The 18,893-nt window shown below is 71.8% G+C and carries 16 protein-coding genes; 4 read left to right on the plus strand and 12 right to left on the minus strand.

What is annotated here, in order from left to right; all coding sequences use genetic code 11:
• Positions 1 to 754: 754 nt before the first annotated feature.
• The 6 genes from KNO15_RS12535 to KNO15_RS12560 all read right to left on the minus strand — a co-directional run bounded on the left by KNO15_RS12535 (position 755) and on the right by KNO15_RS12560 (position 8,064).
• Complete coding sequence (locus KNO15_RS12535; RefSeq protein ID WP_241704069.1) at positions 755 to 2,134, minus strand: flavin monoamine oxidase family protein; 1,380 nt, start codon at positions 2,132 to 2,134, stop codon at positions 755 to 757.
• Positions 2,135 to 2,217: 83 nt separating this feature from the next.
• Positions 2,218 to 3,384 (minus strand): DUF998 domain-containing protein, encoded by a 1,167-nt coding sequence (locus KNO15_RS12540; protein WP_241704070.1) that lies wholly within the window; start codon positions 3,382 to 3,384, stop codon positions 2,218 to 2,220.
• Between the two features lie 150 nt (positions 3,385 to 3,534).
• Entirely contained in the window at positions 3,535 to 5,823 is a 2,289-nt protein-coding gene (locus KNO15_RS12545; protein ID WP_241704071.1) for an FUSC family protein, read from the minus strand.
• Between the two features lie 324 nt (positions 5,824 to 6,147).
• Complete coding sequence (locus KNO15_RS12550) at positions 6,148 to 7,224, minus strand: hypothetical protein (protein WP_241704694.1); 1,077 nt, start codon at positions 7,222 to 7,224, stop codon at positions 6,148 to 6,150.
• Positions 7,221 to 7,787 carry an RNA polymerase sigma factor gene (locus KNO15_RS12555; RefSeq protein WP_241704671.1) on the minus strand — a complete coding sequence of 189 codons (567 nt, stop codon included), beginning with the start codon at positions 7,785 to 7,787 and terminating at the stop codon, positions 7,221 to 7,223. Before KNO15_RS12555 ends, KNO15_RS12550 begins: the two co-directional genes overlap by 4 nt.
• 79 nt (positions 7,788 to 7,866) lie before the next feature.
• The gene (locus KNO15_RS12560) at positions 7,867 to 8,064 is read right to left on the minus strand and encodes a hypothetical protein (protein WP_278046534.1); all 198 of its coding nucleotides are present in this window, start codon (positions 8,062 to 8,064) and stop codon (positions 7,867 to 7,869) included.
• A 119-nt stretch (positions 8,065 to 8,183) separates the two neighbouring features.
• Between KNO15_RS12560 and KNO15_RS12565 the strand changes: the two genes are divergently transcribed.
• Both KNO15_RS12565 and KNO15_RS12570 read left to right on the plus strand, forming a co-directional pair.
• Positions 8,184 to 9,116, plus strand: coding sequence for an RNA polymerase subunit sigma-70 (locus tag KNO15_RS12565; RefSeq protein WP_241704072.1), 933 nt, complete (start codon positions 8,184 to 8,186; stop codon positions 9,114 to 9,116).
• Between the two features lie 65 nt (positions 9,117 to 9,181).
• Positions 9,182 to 9,745 (plus strand): dihydrofolate reductase family protein, encoded by a 564-nt coding sequence (locus tag KNO15_RS12570; protein WP_241704073.1) that lies wholly within the window; start codon positions 9,182 to 9,184, stop codon positions 9,743 to 9,745.
• Between the two features lie 31 nt (positions 9,746 to 9,776).
• Here KNO15_RS12570 and KNO15_RS12575 read toward each other — a convergent pair whose 3' ends face one another.
• The 6 genes from KNO15_RS12575 to KNO15_RS12600 are packed head-to-tail and all read right to left on the minus strand — an operon-like array spanning position 9,777 to position 15,939.
• A complete protein-coding gene (locus KNO15_RS12575; protein WP_241704672.1) occupies positions 9,777 to 10,943 on the minus strand; it encodes an alpha/beta hydrolase family protein in 1,167 nt (388 codons plus the stop codon).
• A 17-nt stretch (positions 10,944 to 10,960) separates the two neighbouring features.
• The gene (locus KNO15_RS12580) at positions 10,961 to 11,761 is read right to left on the minus strand and encodes an SDR family NAD(P)-dependent oxidoreductase (RefSeq protein WP_241704074.1); all 801 of its coding nucleotides are present in this window, start codon (positions 11,759 to 11,761) and stop codon (positions 10,961 to 10,963) included.
• Positions 11,758 to 12,741, minus strand: coding sequence for a fumarylacetoacetate hydrolase family protein (locus tag KNO15_RS12585; protein ID WP_241704075.1), 984 nt, complete (start codon positions 12,739 to 12,741; stop codon positions 11,758 to 11,760). The genes KNO15_RS12580 and KNO15_RS12585 overlap by 4 nt, the downstream gene beginning before the upstream one ends.
• Positions 12,738 to 13,871 carry an FAD-dependent monooxygenase gene (locus KNO15_RS12590; protein WP_241704076.1) on the minus strand — a complete coding sequence of 378 codons (1,134 nt, stop codon included), beginning with the start codon at positions 13,869 to 13,871 and terminating at the stop codon, positions 12,738 to 12,740. Before KNO15_RS12590 ends, KNO15_RS12585 begins: the two co-directional genes overlap by 4 nt.
• A 47-nt stretch (positions 13,872 to 13,918) precedes the next feature.
• Complete coding sequence (locus KNO15_RS12595) at positions 13,919 to 14,920, minus strand: cyclase family protein (RefSeq protein WP_241704077.1); 1,002 nt, start codon at positions 14,918 to 14,920, stop codon at positions 13,919 to 13,921.
• Positions 14,920 to 15,939, minus strand: coding sequence for a VOC family protein (locus tag KNO15_RS12600; RefSeq protein WP_241704078.1), 1,020 nt, complete (start codon positions 15,937 to 15,939; stop codon positions 14,920 to 14,922). The genes KNO15_RS12595 and KNO15_RS12600 overlap by 1 nt, the downstream gene beginning before the upstream one ends.
• A gap of 226 nt (positions 15,940 to 16,165) precedes the next feature.
• Between KNO15_RS12600 and KNO15_RS12605 the strand changes: the two genes are divergently transcribed.
• Together KNO15_RS12605 and KNO15_RS12610 are read left to right on the plus strand one after the other, a co-directional pair.
• Positions 16,166 to 17,434: an ROK family protein gene (locus tag KNO15_RS12605; protein ID WP_241704079.1), complete on the plus strand. Its 1,269-nt coding sequence runs from the start codon at positions 16,166 to 16,168 to the stop codon at positions 17,432 to 17,434.
• 141 nt (positions 17,435 to 17,575) lie between these two features.
• A complete protein-coding gene (locus KNO15_RS12610) occupies positions 17,576 to 18,889 on the plus strand; it encodes a restriction endonuclease subunit R (RefSeq protein ID WP_241704080.1) in 1,314 nt (437 codons plus the stop codon).
• The last annotated feature ends 4 nt before the right edge of the window (positions 18,890 to 18,893 follow it).

Consider the following 18,893-nt stretch of genomic DNA (forward strand, 5'->3'; position numbering starts at 1 on the left):
AATGCGCTGTTTCGCGGCACGAAAGTCGACATTCGTGACGAATCTCGCACCCCCTGTGCTGCACGTCGCGCGGCACAAACGCCCCGCGCGGCGCGACATTCGTGACGAATGCGCCGTTTCGTGGCACGAAAGTCGACATTCGTGACGAATCTCGCACCCCCTGTGCTGCACGTCGCGCGGCACAAACGCCCCGCGCGGCGCGACATTCGTGACGAATGCGCTGTTTCGTGGCACGAAAGTCGACATTCGTGACGAATGCGCTGTTTCGTGGCACGAAAGTCGACATTCGTGACGAATGCGCTGCCGGCACGCGCGGGGAACGGGTGATGCCCCCAGCGGAACCCGACCGGCTGGGGGCATCGAAGCGCTGCACTAGGAGCAGCATGGTGATCGACAGGAGGTGCGTACCCGTTCGCGCCTCCGTCTACCAGCGAGCCGACGGATGATTCAACATCAGCTCGTGGGTACGACGATACATGACCCATGCGACATTTCGCATCTCACGGAGAGACTACACAAGCATTAGGGCGCGTTCGAAGCTGAGGCGCCCGGCCGCACTCCACCGCCGAGGGGCACCTCGTCGCCCTTGTCCGCACGTTTCAGGGGCGTTTGCGTGCCCTTCGACGATCCGGGAGGGCGGGCGAGCGCGGATGCGCCGGCGGCCGGGACGCGCATCCCACGACGGTGCGCGTCCCGGCCGACCGGGAGTGGTGCGCGCGGCCATCCACGACTGGCCGCGCGCGGTCTGAGGGGCCTACCGGGCCGGCTGCACGGCGGCGACGATCGCCGCCGCCGTCTCGCGGCCGACGCGGATCGCGCCGTCCACGTGCTGGTAGCCCTTGCCTGCCATGTCGCTGCAGGAGAAGTGGATGGGGCCGACCGGGGCGCGGAGGTCCGAGCCGTACCGCGCGAGGCCGCCCATGTCGAAGCTGGCTGCGTAGGCGCCGCGCGTCCACTCCTCGCTGCCCCAGTCGCTCTCGTAGTAGACGACGGGGCTGAGCGCCTCGACGCCGTAGTAGTGCGACAGCGACTCGAGGATGCGCGCCTTGCGCTCCTCCGGCGAGAGCCGGAACACCTCGTCGGCCTCCTCGTCCGAGACGAAGCCGACCAGCGTTCCGCGCGGGTCGCCGTGGTAGCTGTTGTCGTACGCCTCGTGCACGAGCTCGTACGGGCTGAACGCTGTGCCGCTGTAGCCCTGCTCGCGCCAGAACGGCGTCTCGTAGACGGCGTGCACCTTGATGACGAAGCCCATCGACAGATGCTGGTGCAGCTGCTGCTGGCGGCGCGGCAGCGGCGGGTCGTAGGAGATGCGGCTGATCAGCACCGGAGGGACCGCGAGGATCGCGAACCGGGCGCGGACCTCCACACCGTCGGCGATCGCGGTGACACCCGACTCGCCGGCGCCCGACTCGTCCCAGCGCAGGGTGCGCACCGGCGCGTTCAGGTGCACGTCGTCGCCGAGGCGCTCGGCGAGCAGCAGCGGAACCTGCTGCAGGCCGCCCTTCACGCGCTTGTCGAGGATGAAGTCGGCGTCGACCAGGTTGCTGAAGCTCCCCGCGCTGGCCGCCATCAGGAGGGCCTGCAGCGCCGAGAACGCGTGCGCGGGCTTGGTGAGCATCGCGCCGGCGATGAACATGCCGATGTTGAGGCGGGCCTCCTCGTCGTCGGTCTGCGTCTCCAGCCAGCGGCGGAACGAGATCTCGTCCAGCTCCTTGGCCTGCGGGTGCTCCCACGGCCGGTCGGGGTCGATCTCGGCGACGAGCGCGTCGAGGCGCTCGATCAGACCGACGATCTCCTTCTCGGTGGCCGGGGCGACCGGGAAGATCTCACCCTCGAACGTGCGCCGCGCGCCGTTCTCGCCGAGGTAGATGTTGATCCCCTCGCGGTACCGGGAGTAGGTCTCCAGCCCCAGTTCGTCCAGGGTCTCGATGAGCGCGTCCTGGTCGGGCGACACCCACTGGCCGCCGATCTCCAGCGTCGCGCCGTCGATGTCGTTCGTCCAGAGGCGGCCGCCGACGCGGTCCCTGGCCTCCAGGACGGCCACGCTCAGTCCGGCCTTCTTCAGCTGCGTCGCGGCCGTGAGGCCGGAGGCTCCAGCGCCGACGATGACGACGTCACGTTCGATGCTGTCCATTGCTATCAACTCCTCCATCGGGTCACGAGGATGCTAGGCGGCGCCGCGACGCCGTTTCCTGTACACGCTGTCGAAGGAACGCACTAGTCCTCGACGACGTGTACGTTCGCCGCTTCCTCCGCGGCGGCACCGCTCACGCGCAGGTAGACGATGAGCCAGCTGAACACCAGGACGCCGGCGACGAGCTCGGCGGCGGTCAGCACGTAGTAGCCGACCGCGAAGAACACCAGCATCAGCACGATCGCGCCGAAGAACACGTAGCCGAGCACGAAGAACGACCGCGGCGCGTTCGGCAGCGCCCCACGCACCCAGAACACCACCAGCGCGAACACCAGCACCATCCCGACGGCCGACACGTTGTGCAAGGTCACGGAGATGTTCAGTGTGAAGACGCCGACTCCCGCCAGCAGCACGCCGATCAGGATGAGCCCGACCCGCACGCGCAGCACGGCCGACCTCCGTCTCGGGTCCTCGATGCCGCGCGCATCCGTGGCGTACCGCGCGATCGCGGTGACGATGACGCCGGCGATGATCAGCGTCAGGTTGAAGGCGAGGGACGACACGCTCTGCGTCATCCCGAGCGCGCTGAGGTGCAGCTGCCACCAGTGCGGATCCGGGGCGCTCAGCATGGAGGTCAGGATGCCGACCACGGCGAACTCGGCGAGCACCGTCGAGAGCCGCATGAGGTCCATCCGGGCGGCGGAGAGGAACACCGCGTAGCCGGTGACTCCCGCCGCGGCCGCGGCGAGCGCTGTCGCCGAGAGGTGATAGACGGTGGCGTCCTGGAAGCCGTTGGCCAGCACGGCGCCCAGGACGAGCCAGCCGAGCAGCGCGAGGATGCCGTGCGCGAGGGCGATCGCGAAGGTGTCGAAGATGTCGACTCCCGCGGTGGAGCTCAAGGGCAGCGCGGAGCGATGCCGCGACCCCAGCGCCGAGGGAGCCTGCGACCGAGGTTGCGGCGCTGGACGCGCCTCCCCCGTCGTCTGGAACGGCGTCAGCCCCTCACGCCGCCACAGCCTCCCGGTGAGGTAGGCCAGGAAGGCGATGATCCCGCCGGCGATCGCGACGAACTGGCCGAGCGAGTCCGGACCTGCGATCGGGAGGGTGCGGCCCCAGAACAGCAGCAGCGCCACCACCCCGACGACGACGAACACCGCCGCACCGCAGACGATCCCGGCGCCCTCGACCGTCAGCTGCGCCGGCGCCGACAGCCCGCCGAACGCCGGAAGGGCCCGTCTCGTCGTGCTCACGCCGACCACCTCCCGCACACCGCGCGCGGTCACCGCCGGCCGATGTCGCGCACAATGTAACCCCCGGATCCCCCGCGCGGCTACAGCAGACTCCACCGCCGCCGAGACGTGAGAGATCGCCGAATCTGCGCGGCCGATTCCCGCGACTGCTCACGTCTCGATGGGGGCGGGGAGGTCGGCGCCGAGGGCGTCGACCGGGCCGACGATGACGGCCTCCAGCCGCCGGACGACGTCGAGGTAGTCGCCCGTCCAGACGATCCGCACCGCGGTCGCGGTGACCGTCCCGTGCTCGTCGCCGAGGTCGCGCTCGACCGCGTCGGCGAGCCGCGAGCGTGCGGAGGCGTCGGCGGGTTCGGGAGGGGGCGGCGTGCGCCGCTCGACCAGCCCCGCGGCCAAGCGCGCGTACCAATCGTCGAGCCGCGCGAGCGAAGCGTCCAGCGCGCGGTGGGCGGCCGCCCGGTCGGCGTCGACGGCCTCCTGTCCCCGCCAGAGGTCCAGGATCGCATCGCCCGCCGACCGCACACCGGCGACGCCGTTGACGGAGGCCGAGACCTCGGCGAGGGGCCGGCGCTTGCTTCCGCGCTCCCCCAGATACGTGCGGAACGCGTCGTCCAGCCGCCGAGCGGCGGCCGCGGCCCGGAGCGACTGAACGCGGGGCTCCGGGCCGTCGTGCGCCGCGGCATCGCAGCGGCCCAGCCCGAACGCGACGGACGCGGCCAGGTAGTCCAGGCTCGCGGTGTAGGCCTGTGCGAGCGCCTGCCTCAGCGCCGCCGCAGCCCCGCGCGGCCAGAACAGCGCCCCGACGAGGAGGCTCACCGCACACCCGAGGGCGATGTCCTCGATCCGGATGAGCCCGACCGTCCACCCCGACGGCGCGATGAGGTTGAAGAGCAGCACGAGGAGGATCGTGAACGCCGCCTGGCCGGCCGCGAACGAGATCGCGGCCGGGGCGATCCCGGCCACCAGGATGGCGATCGGCAGGAGCACCCAGATGACCACCCGGTTGTCGCCGATCGCGAGCATCGCAGCGGCACCGAGCAGCACCCCGACCGCGGTTCCGATCACGCCGCGCAGCACGGTCTGGCCGGTGCTCAAGGCGTTCGACCGCAGCACGGACAGCGTGCCGAGCACCACCCAGAACGAGTGCTGCACGCCGGTCAGGTTGGCCAGCAGCACGGCGAGCCCGAGGGCGACGGCGCCGCGGATGCTGTTGCGCAGCCAGACCGAGTTCCAGCCGACGAATCCGCTCGCGCGCTCCGCCGCGACCGCCACCGGGCCGGCCAGGCCGCCCGGCTGACGGCCCATCACCCGCTGCCACCAGGAGCGGCGCTCCGCCCGCGCGGTGAGCGCGATGTTGACCGCGACGGCCGTGGTCGCCTGGGCGAGCTCCTGCGCCCGGAAGCCGGGATCGAGGGAGGCGAGGACGCGGTCGGCGACGCGGCCGCCCTCCTCCGTCGCACCGGTGACCGGGAGGGCCATGGTCGCGGCCTCCACGGCACCGCGGGCCTCGCCCAGGAGGTCGAGCGCCGCCTCGAGCTCCGCAGGGTCGCCGCCGTGCCGGCCCAGGAGCTCAGCGCCGCGATCCAGCACGGCGGCCGCCGCGCTCTTGACCTCGAAGGCAGCGACGTGCACGGCGCCTCCGGGAGCGGCCGCCGGGATGCGGACATGCTCGAACTGCTCGATGACGGCGTTCAGCCAGGTCAGCTCGTCCACCAGCCGGACGATGGTGCGCGCGGACGTGCTGAGCCCGGTCGGCCGGTACGGCGTGTCGAGGAACGACCGGTGCAGCGCTGCGACGGCCGCGTCGGCCTCCCCGGTCGCGCTGTCGCGCTGGGCGGCCAACTCGGGGTTGCCCGCCCGGAGCATCGCAGCCGCCTCGGCACGCAGCCGGGCGGCGAGCGCGCGGCACGCGTCGACGGCGGGACCCCGCAACGGCTCGCGGGTCGGGGCCGGCCACAGCACGACGATGGCGACGACGGCGACGACCGACGCGATCCCCCAGCCCAGCAGCCGCGGGCCGAGCGACGCGACCGTGCCGGGGAGCGTGACCGGCAGGATGAACGCCAGGAGCAGCGACGTGCTCGCCGAGGCCATCACCGAGCTCACCGACCCGGCGAAGAGCACCACGAAGGCGACCACCGCCATGGCGACGGCAGAGAGCCAGACAGGTCTGGAGAGGAGCGTGCCGACGCACACGAGCACGGCGCCTGCCACGGCCAGCCCGAGCTGGGCCTGCACGCGGTCGAGCAGCGGTCCGCTGAAGTCGACGAGCAGCAGCATCGCGAACGACCCGAACGCGGCGAAGGTCGCCACGTCCGAACTGCCGATCACCAGCCCGCCGAACGCGAAGAGCAGCGGCATGACGATCGCCGCACGCCCGGCACGGCGCAGCGCGGCGAAATCGGGATCGTGCCGCTTCAGCCATGCCACGACGCGCATCGGACCTCCTCACACCCGCCGCCACCGCACACCCTAGCCGCGTCCGGGACGGAGGGGCACTGGGGGGGCTGGGCGGTGGAGCGGTGGAGCGGTGGAGCGGTGGGGGTGGAGGGATGGGGCGGTAGAGCGCCGGGGCGGTGGGGGTGGAGGGATGGGGCGGTAGAGCGCCGGGGCGGTGGGGGTGGAGGGATGGGGCGGTAGAGCGCCGGGGCGGTGGGGGTGGAGGGATGGGGCGGTGGAGCGCCGGGGCGGTGGGGGTGGAGGGATGGGGCGGTGGAGCGCCGGGGCGGTGGAGAGCCCCGGGGGGTGGAGGTCGCCCGCGGGTCAGTCGTCGGAGTCGGTGGCGTCCGGTGCGCCGGAGGCCACCGCGGCGGTGACGGGGGCGCCATCCGTCGGCGGCGCTGAGGTCGTCGTCGGGGCCGCGCTCGTCGGCATCGCCGCCCCCGTCGGTGGCGCGGCAGACTTCCGCGGAGCCGCGACCCACTCGCGGGCGGACGAGGTGCGCGGAGCGGGGCCCAGTGCAGCGGGCTGGTCGGTGCCCGAGCCGTCGGCACCCGAGTCACCGGCACCGGAACCGCCGGCGCGTGCCCAGGTCGCGCCGGAGCCGCCGTCGCCCGCACGGCCCGCACCCGCTCCGCCCGCACCCGCTCCGCCCGCACCCGCACCGCCCGCACCCGCACCGCCCGCGCCAGCACTGCCAGCGCTCGAGCCCGAGGAAGCGGAGCGATGGCCGTCAGAGCCCTGCGAGCCCGGTCCGCCTCCCCGCGTCGACTGCACCGCGGCCACGCCGAGCGGGGGCTGCCCGTCGGCCCCGGCCTGGTCCGTGAGCCCGCCCGCGCCGTCGATGCCGCTTGCGCCGTCGGCCGCTGAGGCCCGGTCGCCGTCCACGGTGCGACGGGTCCCTCGATCCGACGCGTCCCCCGACGATCCAGGGGCCTCCCGACCCGACCCGGCTTCGGGCCGCCGATCCGCGTTTCGTTGAGTCTCGTCCGCGACCGGATCCGCCCCGGCGTTGGGCGGCGCGGCCGGTTTCTCGGTCGGGGCCTGCCCGGCCGGAGCGGAAGCGGGGACGCCGACGAGGTGGTCGAAGACCGTCGTCACGCGGCCGACGACCGCGTGGAAGCCCGGACTCGCCGCAGCGGCGGCGGAGGCCCCGCCCGCCAGGACGAGGGCCAGGACGACGACCGTGGTGGTCCGCCGGGAGCTGCGCGCCGACCACGTCACACGACCGCGGCGCCCCGACAGCAGCCGGGCGACGTGGCGCGCGGGCTCCGGAGCCTCGGCGGGCACGGCCTCCCTGAGCTCCTCCAGAGCGGCGGTGAGCGCGGCGTCGCCGTCGAGGTCCGCCTCGCGCAGCAGGCGCAGGACGGGGTCGACCTCGTTCGGCCGTCCTGCGCTCATCGGGTCACCTCCGCCTCGACGGCGAGCTCTCGACGGAGGGCGATCAGTGCCCTGCGCTGCAGCTGCTTCACAGCTCCCGGGCTGCGGCCCAGGAGCTGCGCGACCTCGTCGATCGTGAGCTCCGCCAGGATCCGCAGGGCGATGACGTCGCGGTACTCGGGCGCGAGCCTCTCGATGAGCTGGCCGACCCCGGTCGCCCCGCCCACCACATCGTCCTCGGCCGACGGCGCCGAGCGGGAGTCCGTGCGCGGGTCGTACTCGACCGGCTCAGGCGCTCGGGCGCGGCGACGGTGATGATCGACGACGCGGGCGTGGGCGATGCTGAAGACGAGGGTGCGGAGGCCGTCACCGCCTCCCGTGAGCGTGTCCAGGCGCGGGTACAGCGCGACGAAGACGTCCTGGGTCACAGCCTCCGGATCCTCGACGCCCTGCGAGCGGAGGTACGCGAGCACCGGTGCGGCGAGCGCACGGTAGGCATCGGTGAAGACGGCCGCCGTCGACCCGGCGTCATCCCGAGCGGCAGCGTCGACACTCGCTGCCCCCGAGCTCCGTCGCGCCGTCACGAATCGCCACTCTAGCGCGACGGCCCCACCACTGCCTGCCGCGAGCGCCCGAGCGTGCGGCAGGCAGTGGTCCATCGTCCTAGACCGTCCGTCGGCCCGCCGGCTCGACGGGCGAGCCGGAGCGGAGACCGGCGCCCAGGGGGGTTGGCGCGGCGGAGGTGGTCGGACGGAGGGCGGCGGCCACGACGGGGGTCGTGGAGTGCGCCGCGACGGCACCCGAGCCGTCCGCCGCCCTCCCGGGGGCTGCGAGGGCGGCGGAGGCGGAGACGGGGGCCATATCGGGGTAATCGTCGGGAGGGTGCGAAGGGTTACGCGGTGCGCATGAAAACCTCGGAGCCTGATGAGGAGCACCTCGGTGGAGGTCGTGTGCGCATCCGAGCGCATAGGATCGGGCGGGTGACGGGTCTCGAGGAGGAGCTCGGCGGCCTGCGCCGCCCGCTCACCGCGTTCTGCTACCAGCTGCTCGGCTCGCCCTTCGACGCGGAGGACGCGGTGCAAGACGCCCTCGAGCGCGCCTGGCGTGCGCGGGACTCGTACGATCCCGCCAGAGGATCGCTCGCCACTTGGTGCTACCGGATCGCCCGCAATGTCTGCCTCGACCGGTTGCGGGAGGCGCCGCGCCGCCCGCTGCCGCGCGATCTCCGCGAGCCGGGGCTGGAGGTCGGCGCACCGCTGGTGCCCGCGTTCGACGTGCCGTGGCTGCTGCCCGCACCCACCGGCTGGGCTGCCGAGTCGGAGGTCGAACGAGCGACGGAGCGCCGCGAAGAGGTGCGCTTCGCCGTCACCGCGATGCTGCAGTCGCTCTCGCCGATTCAGCGTGGCGCCTTCGTGCTGCGCGAGGTGATGGGCCTCTCGGCGGCCGAGACCGCGGCGGTGCTGGAGGTGTCGGTGGCGTCCGCGAACTCCGCCCTGCAGCGCGCGCGGGCCGCCGTGAGCGAGGGCGTACGGCGGCCGCACCCGCTCGCGCCGACCGCCGTCGAACGGTATGCGCGGGCGATCGAGCGGGCAGACGTCCCGGCCCTGGCCTCGCTCGTCGCCGACGACGTCGTGTTCGAGATGCCGCCGGTGCCCGAGTGGTCGGTCGGGGTGGAGCCCTACCTGGCCTTCATGGCGCACCTGTTCGCCTGGCGCGGCACGCAGTGGTCGACAGAGCCCGTCTCGGCGGCCGACCGGCCGGGATTCCTGCTCTACCGCGGCGTCGGCGAGGCGCGCGAGCCGCACACGGTCCAGCTTTTCGAGGGCGACGAGGCGGGCGCCATCGCACAGATCCTCGTGTACCAGGACCCGCGACTGTTCGGCCTGTTCGAGGAGTTCGCGGCCGTGCGATGAATCCCGGCCTCCTCGTTCGTATCTCCTGGTGACGCCGCTTCGGGCGTCACGATGAGGAGGACATCATGGGAAAGCTGATCGTCGTGCAGTTCATCACGCTGGACGGTGTCGTGGAGGATCCGGACGGCAGCGACGGAACGCCGTTCGGCGCCTGGGCGATGCGGTTCGGGCCGCAGGGCGTCGCCGGCGACAAGTTCCGGCTGGGCGAGATCCTGGAGACGGGCGTCCTGCTGTTCGGCCGCCGCACCTGGGAGCACTTCAGCACGCTGTGGCCCGCCCGCGACGACCCGTTCTCGCAGGCCATGAACCGGGCGTCGAAGGCCGTGCTGAGCGGAAGCGAGCTCGACGTCGCACGGTGGTCCGGCACCCGTCAGCCGGCCGACCTCGACACGTGGCTCGACGAGACGCTGGCGGAGCGCGACGTGGTCGTTATCGGGAGCGGTTCGCTCATCGCGCAGCTGGAGGCCGCGGGCCGCGTCGACGAGTACCGACTGCTGACCTTCCCGACGGCGGTGGGGGCGGGCAGGAGGCTCTTCCCCGACGGACGGCTGCTGACGCTGCTCTCGTCAGAGCAGGTGGGACCGGCGAGCCTCACCCGCTACGAGACGGTGCCGACGACGACGACGTGACATTCGTGACGAATCTCGGGGGTCCCGAACGTCACGGGTGCGCGGGAATCAGCGCTTCGAATGTCTCGGCGACCCAGTCGGCGATGATGCCGGCCACGTACGGCATGTTGTCGATGGAGATGTGCTCGGTGCCGCCCTCCGGGTCATCGAAGATCCGCAGCTCGCGACGCGGGCTGTTCACCGCCTGTTCGTACGTCTCGTGGGCGTAGCGCACCGGGATCTGCCGGTCGCCGGCGCCGTGGGTGATGAGCAGCGGAGCCGTGATGTGCTCGGCGACGCCGTTCAGGTGCATCGGGCTCGTCTTGGCGATGAACTCGTCCATGTCGTTCACGCCCCACACCCAGAAGACGTGGTCCCAGTAGTGCGGAACCGGGTTCTCGCCCTCGCGGTTGCGTCGCGCCTCCTGGACCGCGGCCCAGTCGTGGTTCGCGCCCCAGGCCACGGCCAGCGCGAGCCGCTTCTCGAACGCGGCCGCCCGCGGGGCGTAATAGCCGCCGAGCGACCAGCCGACGATGCCGATCCGCGCGGGATCGGCGCCGAGCTCGTCGGTGTTCGCCTCGATCCAGTCGACGATCGCCGCCGCCCAGACCTCGGTGTCGTAGCGGGCGGTGAGGCCGCGCAGGCGGAGTGCCTCCCCCGATCCTGGGGTGTCGATCATGAGGGTGGAGATCCCGCGCTCGGCCAGCATCGCCGGGAAGCCGGAGTAGTACATCATCTCCTTGGTCGAGTCCAGGCCGTTCCACTGGATGATCACGGGATGCGGCCCGTCGCCCGGGGCGCGGTAGAAGTAGCCGGGCAGCGACGAGTCCTCGTACGGTACCTCCACACGGGTCAGCGGGACACCGCTGAGCTCCACGTGCTTCAGCAGGAGGTCGATCGACTTCTGATATGCCGCGTTGCGGCCCTCCCACCGCGGCGACTGCAGGCGCTCGGCCTGCGAGGTGTAGAGCGACGCCCGGTAGTACGTCTCCCCCGCGCCGATCCGGTGTCCGGCCGTCTCGTCGGCGCGGGCCTTGGCGATGAGCCGGTCGGCGACGGCCTCCCACGAGGCGTACAGCTCGGCCGTGCCGGCGTCGTCGCCGTTCTGGGCGGCGAGCAGCACCGGCTTGCACGCCCGGTCGACCTCGTCGATGTAGCCGCCGTTGTTGAGGGTCGCGACGACGGCGAGGCTCCAGACGTAGTTGGTCGGGAAGTACATGAACACGGGAGGACTCCTTACGTCGTCGTGATCGTCGCGCCGGCCGCGATGCGGTCTGCGAGGTGTTTGGCTCCGGCGGAGGCCGCATAGCCTCCGTCGACGGGGAGGTCGGCGCCCGAGATGTACCGGGACGCGTCCGAGATCAGGAAGACGGCCAGGCCCGCCACATCCGCGGCCTCGCCGAGCCGTTCCAGCGGCGTCAGCTCGAGCTGCGCCTCCCGCATCGCGGCGGGGGCGTTCGCGGTCATGTCGGTCTCGATGAAACCGGGATGGATGGTGTTGACCCGGATGCCGCGCGGCCCGTACTCGGTGGCGGCGACCCGCGACAGTCCGCGCAGGCCCCATTTGGAGGCGGTGTAGGCGGCCGTGTAATGGCCGGTCAGCCCGGCGACCGAGCCGACGTTCACGATCGACGAGCCTTCGCCCATCAGCGGCGCCAGTGCGCGCATCCCGAGCATCGGGCCGGTGAGGTTCACGGCGAGGACACGATCCCAGTCGGCCCGCCCGGTCTCATCGATCCCCGCGCGGTGCGTGACGCCGGCGTTGTTGATCAGGCCGCGGAGCGCGGTCGCGCCCAGGGTCTGCGCCAGGTCGGCCGCGAGCCGCGCCCAGGCCTCCTCGTCGGTGACGTCGAGGTGGCGGAAGACGATGCCGTCGCCGAGCGCGCCGTCGGGTTCGACCACGTCGGTGGCGATGACCCGCGCTCCGAGGCGCGCGAGAAGGCGCGCCTCCGCATCGCCCTGGCCTCGCGCGGCGCCGGTGATCACGACGGTCGCCCCGTCCAGTCCGCCGAGCAGTCCGTCCGCGCCAGTGCTCATGTCGCGACCCGCTCCTGGCGGCTCCGCGCCCGCGGACGCATCCGCGCCGCCGGCAGCCCGGGAGCCGAGACGGCAGCCCCGACCGGTCCGACCAGCTCGCCGATGCCCTCGACCGCCATACGAACGGTGTCGCCGTCCGCGAGCGGTGGCGGGGTGAGCTCGCCGCGTCTCCCCCACAGTTCGGCCAGGCAGCCGCCGTTGCCGGTCGTTCCCGACCCGAGCACGTCGCCTGCGACGACCCGCGAGTTGCGGGAGGCATAGGCGACCAGCTCCGGGAACGGCCAGCCCATGTTCGACACCAGGTCGTGCCCGATGCGCTCGTCGTTCACGAAGACCTCCGCCTCGATGGCGAGGAAGCCGTCGTCGTCGAGGTATGGCTCGAGCTCGTCCGCGGTCACGATCCACGGTCCGAGGCTCATGCCGAAGTCCTTGCCTTTGGCGGGGCCGAGGCGCACCTTCATCTCGCGCGACTGGAGGTCGCGGGCCGACCAGTCGTTCATGATGGTGTAGCCGAAGATCACTCCGGCGGCCTCGTCGGCGGTGAGGTTCGCCCCGCCGGGACCGCCGATCACGGCCGCGACCTCCAGCTCGAAGTCGAGCCGGGCGCTGACGGGAGGCCGCAACGGCTCGCCGGGCCCCAGCACCGTGTGCGGGTTGGTGAAGTAGAACGTCGGCGCCTGGTACCACTCGGGCACCACCTCGCTCGCGCCGTCGACGGACGCGCTCACGCCCTCGACGTGCTCCTCGAAGGCGACGAAATCGCGGATCGACGCGGGGACGACCGGGGCGAGCAGCCGCACGTCGGCGAGCGCGGTGCCCTCGGCGCCGCCGCCGCGCGCCGACAGTGCCCGCGCCTCCGCCAGCCCGCGCGCGAGCACGTCGGAGACGGTCAGTCCGTCGGGGAACGGCACCACCCGGTCGCCGACCACGAACCCCTCGCCGACGACGGAGCCGTCGGGCGTCCACCGCGCGATCCTCATGCCGGCTCCGCCATCCTGTGGGCGATGCCGAAGATCAGCCCGGCCGCGTCGGCCTCCCTGTCGTGGTCGATCTGCCACTGGCCGAGCTGCACCGACGCCTCCACCACCGCTTGCGCGCGCGGCAGGCGGCGGGCGTGGAACTCGTTCCACAGGGCGTCGTCGACGGTATCGGCGGCGAGCAGGAGCTCGGTCAGCACGACGGCGTCCTCCAGTGCCTGCGCCGCGCCCTGCGCGATGGTGGGCGGGCAGCTGTGCGCTGCGTCGCCGATCACGACCGAGCGACCGCGGTTCCAGGGCGCAGGCACGACGTGCTGGGTGAACCAGGTGTAGTTGACCTGCGCTCCCGCCTTCAGGTCGGCGCGGATGTCCTCCCACGGGCCGCCGTAGGCCGCGGACTCCTCGAGCATCAGCGCGACGGCCTCCTCGTCGGTGAGGCCGACGCGCTCCTGCGCCGGCTCGACGAGGAACGCGTACATGGTGTCGTCGCCGGTGGGCGTGTAACCCGCGATGTAGACGGGACCGCCGTAGTACAGCTCGCTGTGCACGACGGAGGCCGGACGCGAGACGAACGACCGCCAGATGCCCATGCCGGTCGGCTGCGGCCTGGTCTGGATGCCGATCAGGTCGCGGACCGCCGAGTTGAGGCCGTCGGCGCCGACCAGGAGGTCGTAGGTGCCGGCCGGCTCGCCGTCGACCTCCACCTCGACGCCGGCGCCGGTGTCGGTCGCTCCGGTGACTTTCGCGCCGAACCGGACGTTCGCGCCCGCGCGCTCCGCGTGCTCCAGCAGGATGCGCGCGAGGTCGGGGCGGTACATGCCGCCGGTGGCCGGGAAGTCGGGGCCTCCCGTCTTCACCTCGGGCAGCTCGGCCACGACCGGCGCGTCGGGACCGGGAGCCCGCAGCGTCAGCCCCTCGAAGAAGTAGCCCTTCCGCTGCACGTCCTCCCAGACGCCGAGAGCGCCGAAGGCGCGCAGCGCGTTGCCCTGCAGCGTGATTCCGGAGCCGAGCGCGCTCAGCTCCGGCTTGGACTCGAAGACATCGACCTCCACCCCCGCTTTAGCGAGTTGGATGGCGGTGGCCAGACCCGCGACACCGCTTCCGGCGATCGCGACCTTCGTGACGGCGGTCATACAAGAACCTCTCTGTTCTTCTGCATGCGCTGTGGAGGCGGGGACCGCTACAGCAGCGCGAGGGGATTGATCGGCGAGCCGACGGCCGCCGTGATCGGCAGTGGCGGGGCCGAGAGGAGGAAATCGTATCTCCCGAGTCGCGCGCACGCGTCCGCGAGCTCCTCCAAGTCCCACATCTCGCCGATGGTGAGGCCGAGGTTCGGGATGACGACCTGATGCAGCGGCTGGAACGCGGGCACGTCGAACTCGTTCGGCCGCACCTCGAATCCCCACGTGTCGGTCGCGATCGCGGCGATCCCGGTGTCGTGCAGCCAGCCCGCGGTGGTCAGCGAGAGCCCGGGAGCCGGACCTCCCGCGTACTCCCCCCAGCCCTCGCGCCGCACCCGGGCGAGCTGGCCGGTGCGCACCAGGACGATGTCTCCGGTGCGCACCGCGCTGGTCGCGCCCTGCGCCTCCACGCAGGAGCGGAGGTCGGCGGCGGTGATGGCGTAGCCGTCCTCGAGTTCTCCCGCGGCGGGCCGGAGATGGCGCCCGAGATCGAGCAGCACCCCGCGCGAGACGATGGCGGCGGCCGCGTGCTCGATGCCCGTGACCAGGTCGCCGTCGCTGGTGACGACGTCGCCCGCCCGCCGGCCGTTCCAGGCGTAACCGTGGTCGAAGATGTGACCGAGGCCGTCCCACTGGGTCGAGCACTGCAGCGGCATCGCGATCACGTCGTCGGCGCCGCCGAGCCCGTGCGGGAAGCCCTGGGTGCCGCGCTCGGCGTCCGTGCCGGTGTCGAGCATCGTGTGCACCGGGTTGGTGCGCCGACGCCAGCCCTTCTGCGGGCCGTTCATGTCGAACGACTGCGCCAAGGAGATCGCCAGCCCCTCGCGGACGAGCGCGGCGGCGTCCGCCCGCTTGGCCGCGTCGATGAGGTTGAGCGTGCCCAGCACGTCGTCCTCGCCCCAGCGCCCCCAGTTGCGGTACGCCTCCGCACGCGCGTCGATCTCGGCCTCCGGGTCCTGACGGTCCAGGTCGGCGGGGTCCTCGCTCGGTACGGCCGTCATCAGCCGCGACCTTGCACGGCGTACGGGTTGAGCAGCGATTCCTTGATCTCGTCCGGCACGCCCTCCTCGGTGGCGCTCGGCCCGTCGGCTGCCGGGAACGACTCGGTCATCGACATCGGCATCGCGCCGTTGCGATAGAAGTTGTTCGACCCGAGCGAGGGCTTCCAGGTGTTGGGCTGCCAGTCGGGCACGTAGTTGCGGTAACCGCCGGTGTTCAGCTCGATGCGGAGCGTGGACGGCTCGCGGTAGTAGAGGAACGTCTGCTCGCCGATGCCGTGGATGGAGGGGCCGTACTCGATCGGCACGCCGTTCTCCATCAGGGTGTCGGCGGCGATGAGGAGCTCCTCGTAGGTGTCGACCCAGAACGCGTAGTGGTTGACGCGCCCGGCGCGCGTGGAGCCGTCGAGCACGACGCCGAGGTCGTGCGACTTCTCGTTGGTGGTGAGCACCGAGAAGATCGAGATCGGCGCCTCGTCGAGCACGGTGCGCGCCATGATGCGGAAGCCGAGCACGTCGTTGTACCAGGCGGCGAACCCGTCGACGTCGCTGGTCGCGATCGTGACGTGGTCGAGCTGGCGTGGGGCGCCGGCGACCTTGCTCCGCTTCTCGGGGCGGTCCGGGTAGATCGACGCGACGTGGCCGGGCGCCTGGCGGCGCGTGACGTCCCAGTGCAGCGTCATCGAGTGCCCCCATGGACCGGTGAAGCGGTAGGCCCGGCCGATCGCAGGCACATCGTCGAGCCACTCGCCCTCGACGCCGGCGGCCTCGACGCGCTTGGCGGCCTCCTCGAGGGCCTCCTCGCTCGACGTGCGCCACGCCATGGTCGCGAGCGTCGGCTCCGGGCCGGGCGAGACGACGACCGAGTACGCGTAGTAGTCGCCCCAGCAACGGAGGTACACCGAGCCGTCGATGCGGTCGACGACCGTCAGTCCGACCTGTTCCTCGTAGAACTTCACGGACGCCTCGACATCCGGGGACGTGATCTCCACATAGGACAAGTGGGAGAGAAGCTTGATCATCCTTGATCCTTTCCAGACGGGCCGAATGTGAGTGCCCGGTCTCTACTTTCGGGCGCGGGAGGGCATCAGGGAACCGCGTATCGGCTATGCCGGGGATCAATGAGACTGATTTCCTAGGTCTGCATCGGCGGCTCTTTGGTCGTAGTGCAGCCCAAGATGCGGATTCTGGGACGCAAGTATGGCCCTGATCTCGCTCTTATGGGGTGAGGTTGTGTCAGAATCAAGCATGGCCAGGGACTCCGCACTCCGTTTCGGCGCACAGACCGACGAGGTGATGAGCCTCCTACGCGTGGTCAACCTCGTCCGTACCGGGGAGGCCGACACCCGTCCCGAGATCGGCCGGCTGACCGGGCTCGGCCGCGGCGTCGTGGCGCAGCGCGTCGACGCGGCGATCGAGATGGGCTTCCTGGAGGACGGCGAGTACGGTCCGTCGTCCGGCGGTCGCGCGCCACGGACGCTCCGCTTCCGGGCGGACCAGGGCCGGATCGTGATCTGTGCGCTCGGCGCCCTCCACATCCGTGTCGGCCTGGCCTCCCTCGACGGCACCGTGCTCGCGGAAGCGCACTGCGCGTGGGACATCGGCCGCGGGCCGGCCGCGACGATCGATACGGCTCTCGGAATGATCGACGAACTGCTCGCCGCAGGCGAGGAACGCCCGGTCTGGGCGGTCGCCGTCGGCGTTCCCGGCCCCGTGGACTTCGAGACGGGCTCGCCGGTCGCGCCGCCCATCATGCCCGGCTGGAACGGATTCGACGTGCGCCGCCGCTTCGAGCAGCGCTTCGACGCGCCGGTCTGGGTCGACAACGACGTCAACCTGCTCGCGCTCACCGAACGCAGCCACCGACGCGACGACAACGTCGACCTGATCTACTGCAAGGTCGGCAGCGGCATCGGCGCCGGCCTCGTCTCGCACGGCCGCATCCACCGCGGCGCCAATGGCGCGGCCGGCGACATCGGTCACGTGCGCGTGCGCGACTCCACCGCGGTCTGCCGCTGCGGCAAGGTGGGCTGCCTGGAGGCGGAGGCCTCGGGCTGGGCGATCATGCGTGACGCCGAGCGGGCGCTCGAGGAGGGGGCGACGGGCATCCTCGCCGGCCTCGTCGAGCGCGGAGAGCCGATCACCCCGGAGGCCGTGTCGATCGCGGCCCAGGACGGCGATGCCCTCGCGATCTCGCTCGTGCAGCGTTCGGCCCGGCTGATCGGAGAGTCGATCGCGGCGCTCGTCAACATGTTCAACCCGGGAGTGATCGTGGTCGGCGGAGCGGTCTCTTCGGCCGGGGAGATCTTCCTGGCCGAGGTGCGCCAGCGCGTCTACGAGCTGTCTCTGCCGTTGGCGACCCGCGACCTCTCGATCGTGCGGTCCATCGGCGACGAGCGGGAGCCGCTCCGCGGTGGTGCAGAGCTCGCGATCGAGGAGCTGTTCGACGTGACGTTCCCGCGCTGGTTCGCAGACGGACGGCCGACGATCGAGCGGATCAAGGGACAGGCGGCGTAGCGGCGAGATCTTGCCCTCGCGATTCGTGACGAATGTCGAGATTCATGGCACGAATGTCGGGATTCGTGACGAAGGTCGCTTCTTCCGGTTTCAGACATAAGCGTGTAGCTTACGGTCGTAAGCCGGACTCGAAGGGGTGGCATGGGCCTGCAGATCCTGGGCGACGATGCCCTGACCTCGACCGCCGACGGGTTCGCCGTGCACATGAGCCTGCCATGGATCCGGTCGCTGCCGTTGTCGAGCGTGTCGGCGATGCGCCTCCACCTCGACGGGGAGGAGTGTGCTGTCGAGCTGCCGGACGGCGACGGCTGGTGGTTCGTGCAGGACCGGCTGGTGCTGCGCGTCCGCCGGCCGCTGCCTCCCGGCGCCCACACTGTCGCGGTTTCGTTCCGACTGCTCATCCCGTACCTTCCGGGTGGGCCGGATGCTCCCCTCGTCCTCGACTTCGGCGACGAGCGGCGGCTGGAGGCCGCGCGCGAGACCGTGTCGTCGTGGACTGCTGCGGCGAGCGCCTTCAACTGGACGCCGGAGGTCATCCGCGCCGAGCGGGCGGCGACCGACATCGCGATCGGCATCGTGACCTCCGGGGTGGCGACGGTCGTCGAGCTCGAACCGGGACAGCTCTGGAGGTCGTTCCCGTCGACGCCGACAGAGGAGGCCGTCGCACTCCGCGAACGGATCAGGGCGGCGGGCGGACGGGTCGGCATCGTCGGCGCGAGCCTCGACGAGTGGCTGAGCCCGACCAGGAGGCGCGACGACGACGAGCGGTTCGCGTTCCTTCTCCCCCAGCTGCAGACCGCCCACGATCTCGGTGCGGAGGGCGTGCGGCTGCCGATCGGACAGGCGGGCGCGGCACTGCTCGGGAGGCTGCAGCCCGTTCTGCACGAGCTCGACCTGACACTGTATGAAGAGGTGCAGGGGCAGCAGTCGCCGGACTCCCCTCCTGTCGCCCGAGCGGTCGACGACATCGCCGCGCTCGCTGACGCCCGCGTCCGGCTGCTCGTGGACACCAGCATGCTGATGCCGGCGCTCCCGGTCACCTACCTCGACGCGCTGGCTCCGAGCATCCCTGGCGGCCTGCTCGATCGGCTGACCACTGCCTGGCTGGAGCCGGCGACGCTCGACGCCGTCGTGGCCCACCTCCGGTCGGGCGCGGTGCCTCCCGCCGCGCACGCGCTCTACATGGACCTGCTGGTGCGCTTCGGCCGCTCGCCGGCGAACGCGTTACGCGGCATCCTCCCGCTCGTGGGCGCGTTCCACCTCAAGTTCTGGGACCTCGATGACACCGACAGGCGGGTCTCGCAGCCGTTGCGTGATCTGGGCGCGCTCCTGCGCGAGGCCGCGCCCGGTTTCACCGGCACGCTCTGCAGCGAGTGGGGAGGCCACGAGTGGCTCGACGCGGACCCCACCGACCTGACGCGCGCGCACCTCGCCCTCGCGCGCGCCTCCCTCTAGAACC

This window comes from Leifsonia shinshuensis (assembly GCF_022606355.1).
In the GTDB taxonomy this organism is placed as follows: Bacteria; Actinomycetota; Actinomycetes; order Actinomycetales; family Microbacteriaceae; genus Leifsonia; species Leifsonia shinshuensis_B.

Excerpts from the sequence above, each read along its gene's own strand:
- KNO15_RS12535 (WP_241704069.1), bottom strand. The coding sequence starts at position 2,134 with ATGGACAGCATCGAACGTGACGTCGTCATCGTCGGCGCTGGAGCCTCC.
- KNO15_RS12545 (WP_241704071.1), bottom strand. The coding sequence starts at position 5,823 with ATGCGCGTCGTGGCATGGCTGAAGCGGCACGATCCCGATTTCGCCGCG.
- KNO15_RS12550 (WP_241704694.1), bottom strand. The coding sequence starts at position 7,224 with ATGAGCGCAGGACGGCCGAACGAGGTCGACCCCGTCCTGCGCCTGCTG.
- KNO15_RS12560 (WP_278046534.1), bottom strand. The coding sequence starts at position 8,064 with ATGGCCCCCGTCTCCGCCTCCGCCGCCCTCGCAGCCCCCGGGAGGGCG.
- KNO15_RS12570 (WP_241704073.1), top strand. The coding sequence starts at position 9,182 with ATGGGAAAGCTGATCGTCGTGCAGTTCATCACGCTGGACGGTGTCGTG.
- KNO15_RS12575 (WP_241704672.1), bottom strand. The coding sequence starts at position 10,943 with ATGTACTTCCCGACCAACTACGTCTGGAGCCTCGCCGTCGTCGCGACC.
- KNO15_RS12580 (WP_241704074.1), bottom strand. The coding sequence starts at position 11,761 with ATGAGCACTGGCGCGGACGGACTGCTCGGCGGACTGGACGGGGCGACC.
- KNO15_RS12585 (WP_241704075.1), bottom strand. The coding sequence starts at position 12,741 with ATGAGGATCGCGCGGTGGACGCCCGACGGCTCCGTCGTCGGCGAGGGG.
- KNO15_RS12590 (WP_241704076.1), bottom strand. The coding sequence starts at position 13,871 with ATGACCGCCGTCACGAAGGTCGCGATCGCCGGAAGCGGTGTCGCGGGT.
- KNO15_RS12595 (WP_241704077.1), bottom strand. The coding sequence starts at position 14,920 with ATGACGGCCGTACCGAGCGAGGACCCCGCCGACCTGGACCGTCAGGAC.
- KNO15_RS12600 (WP_241704078.1), bottom strand. The coding sequence starts at position 15,939 with ATGATCAAGCTTCTCTCCCACTTGTCCTATGTGGAGATCACGTCCCCG.
- KNO15_RS12605 (WP_241704079.1), top strand. The coding sequence starts at position 16,166 with ATGGCCAGGGACTCCGCACTCCGTTTCGGCGCACAGACCGACGAGGTG.
- KNO15_RS12610 (WP_241704080.1), top strand. The coding sequence starts at position 17,576 with ATGGGCCTGCAGATCCTGGGCGACGATGCCCTGACCTCGACCGCCGAC.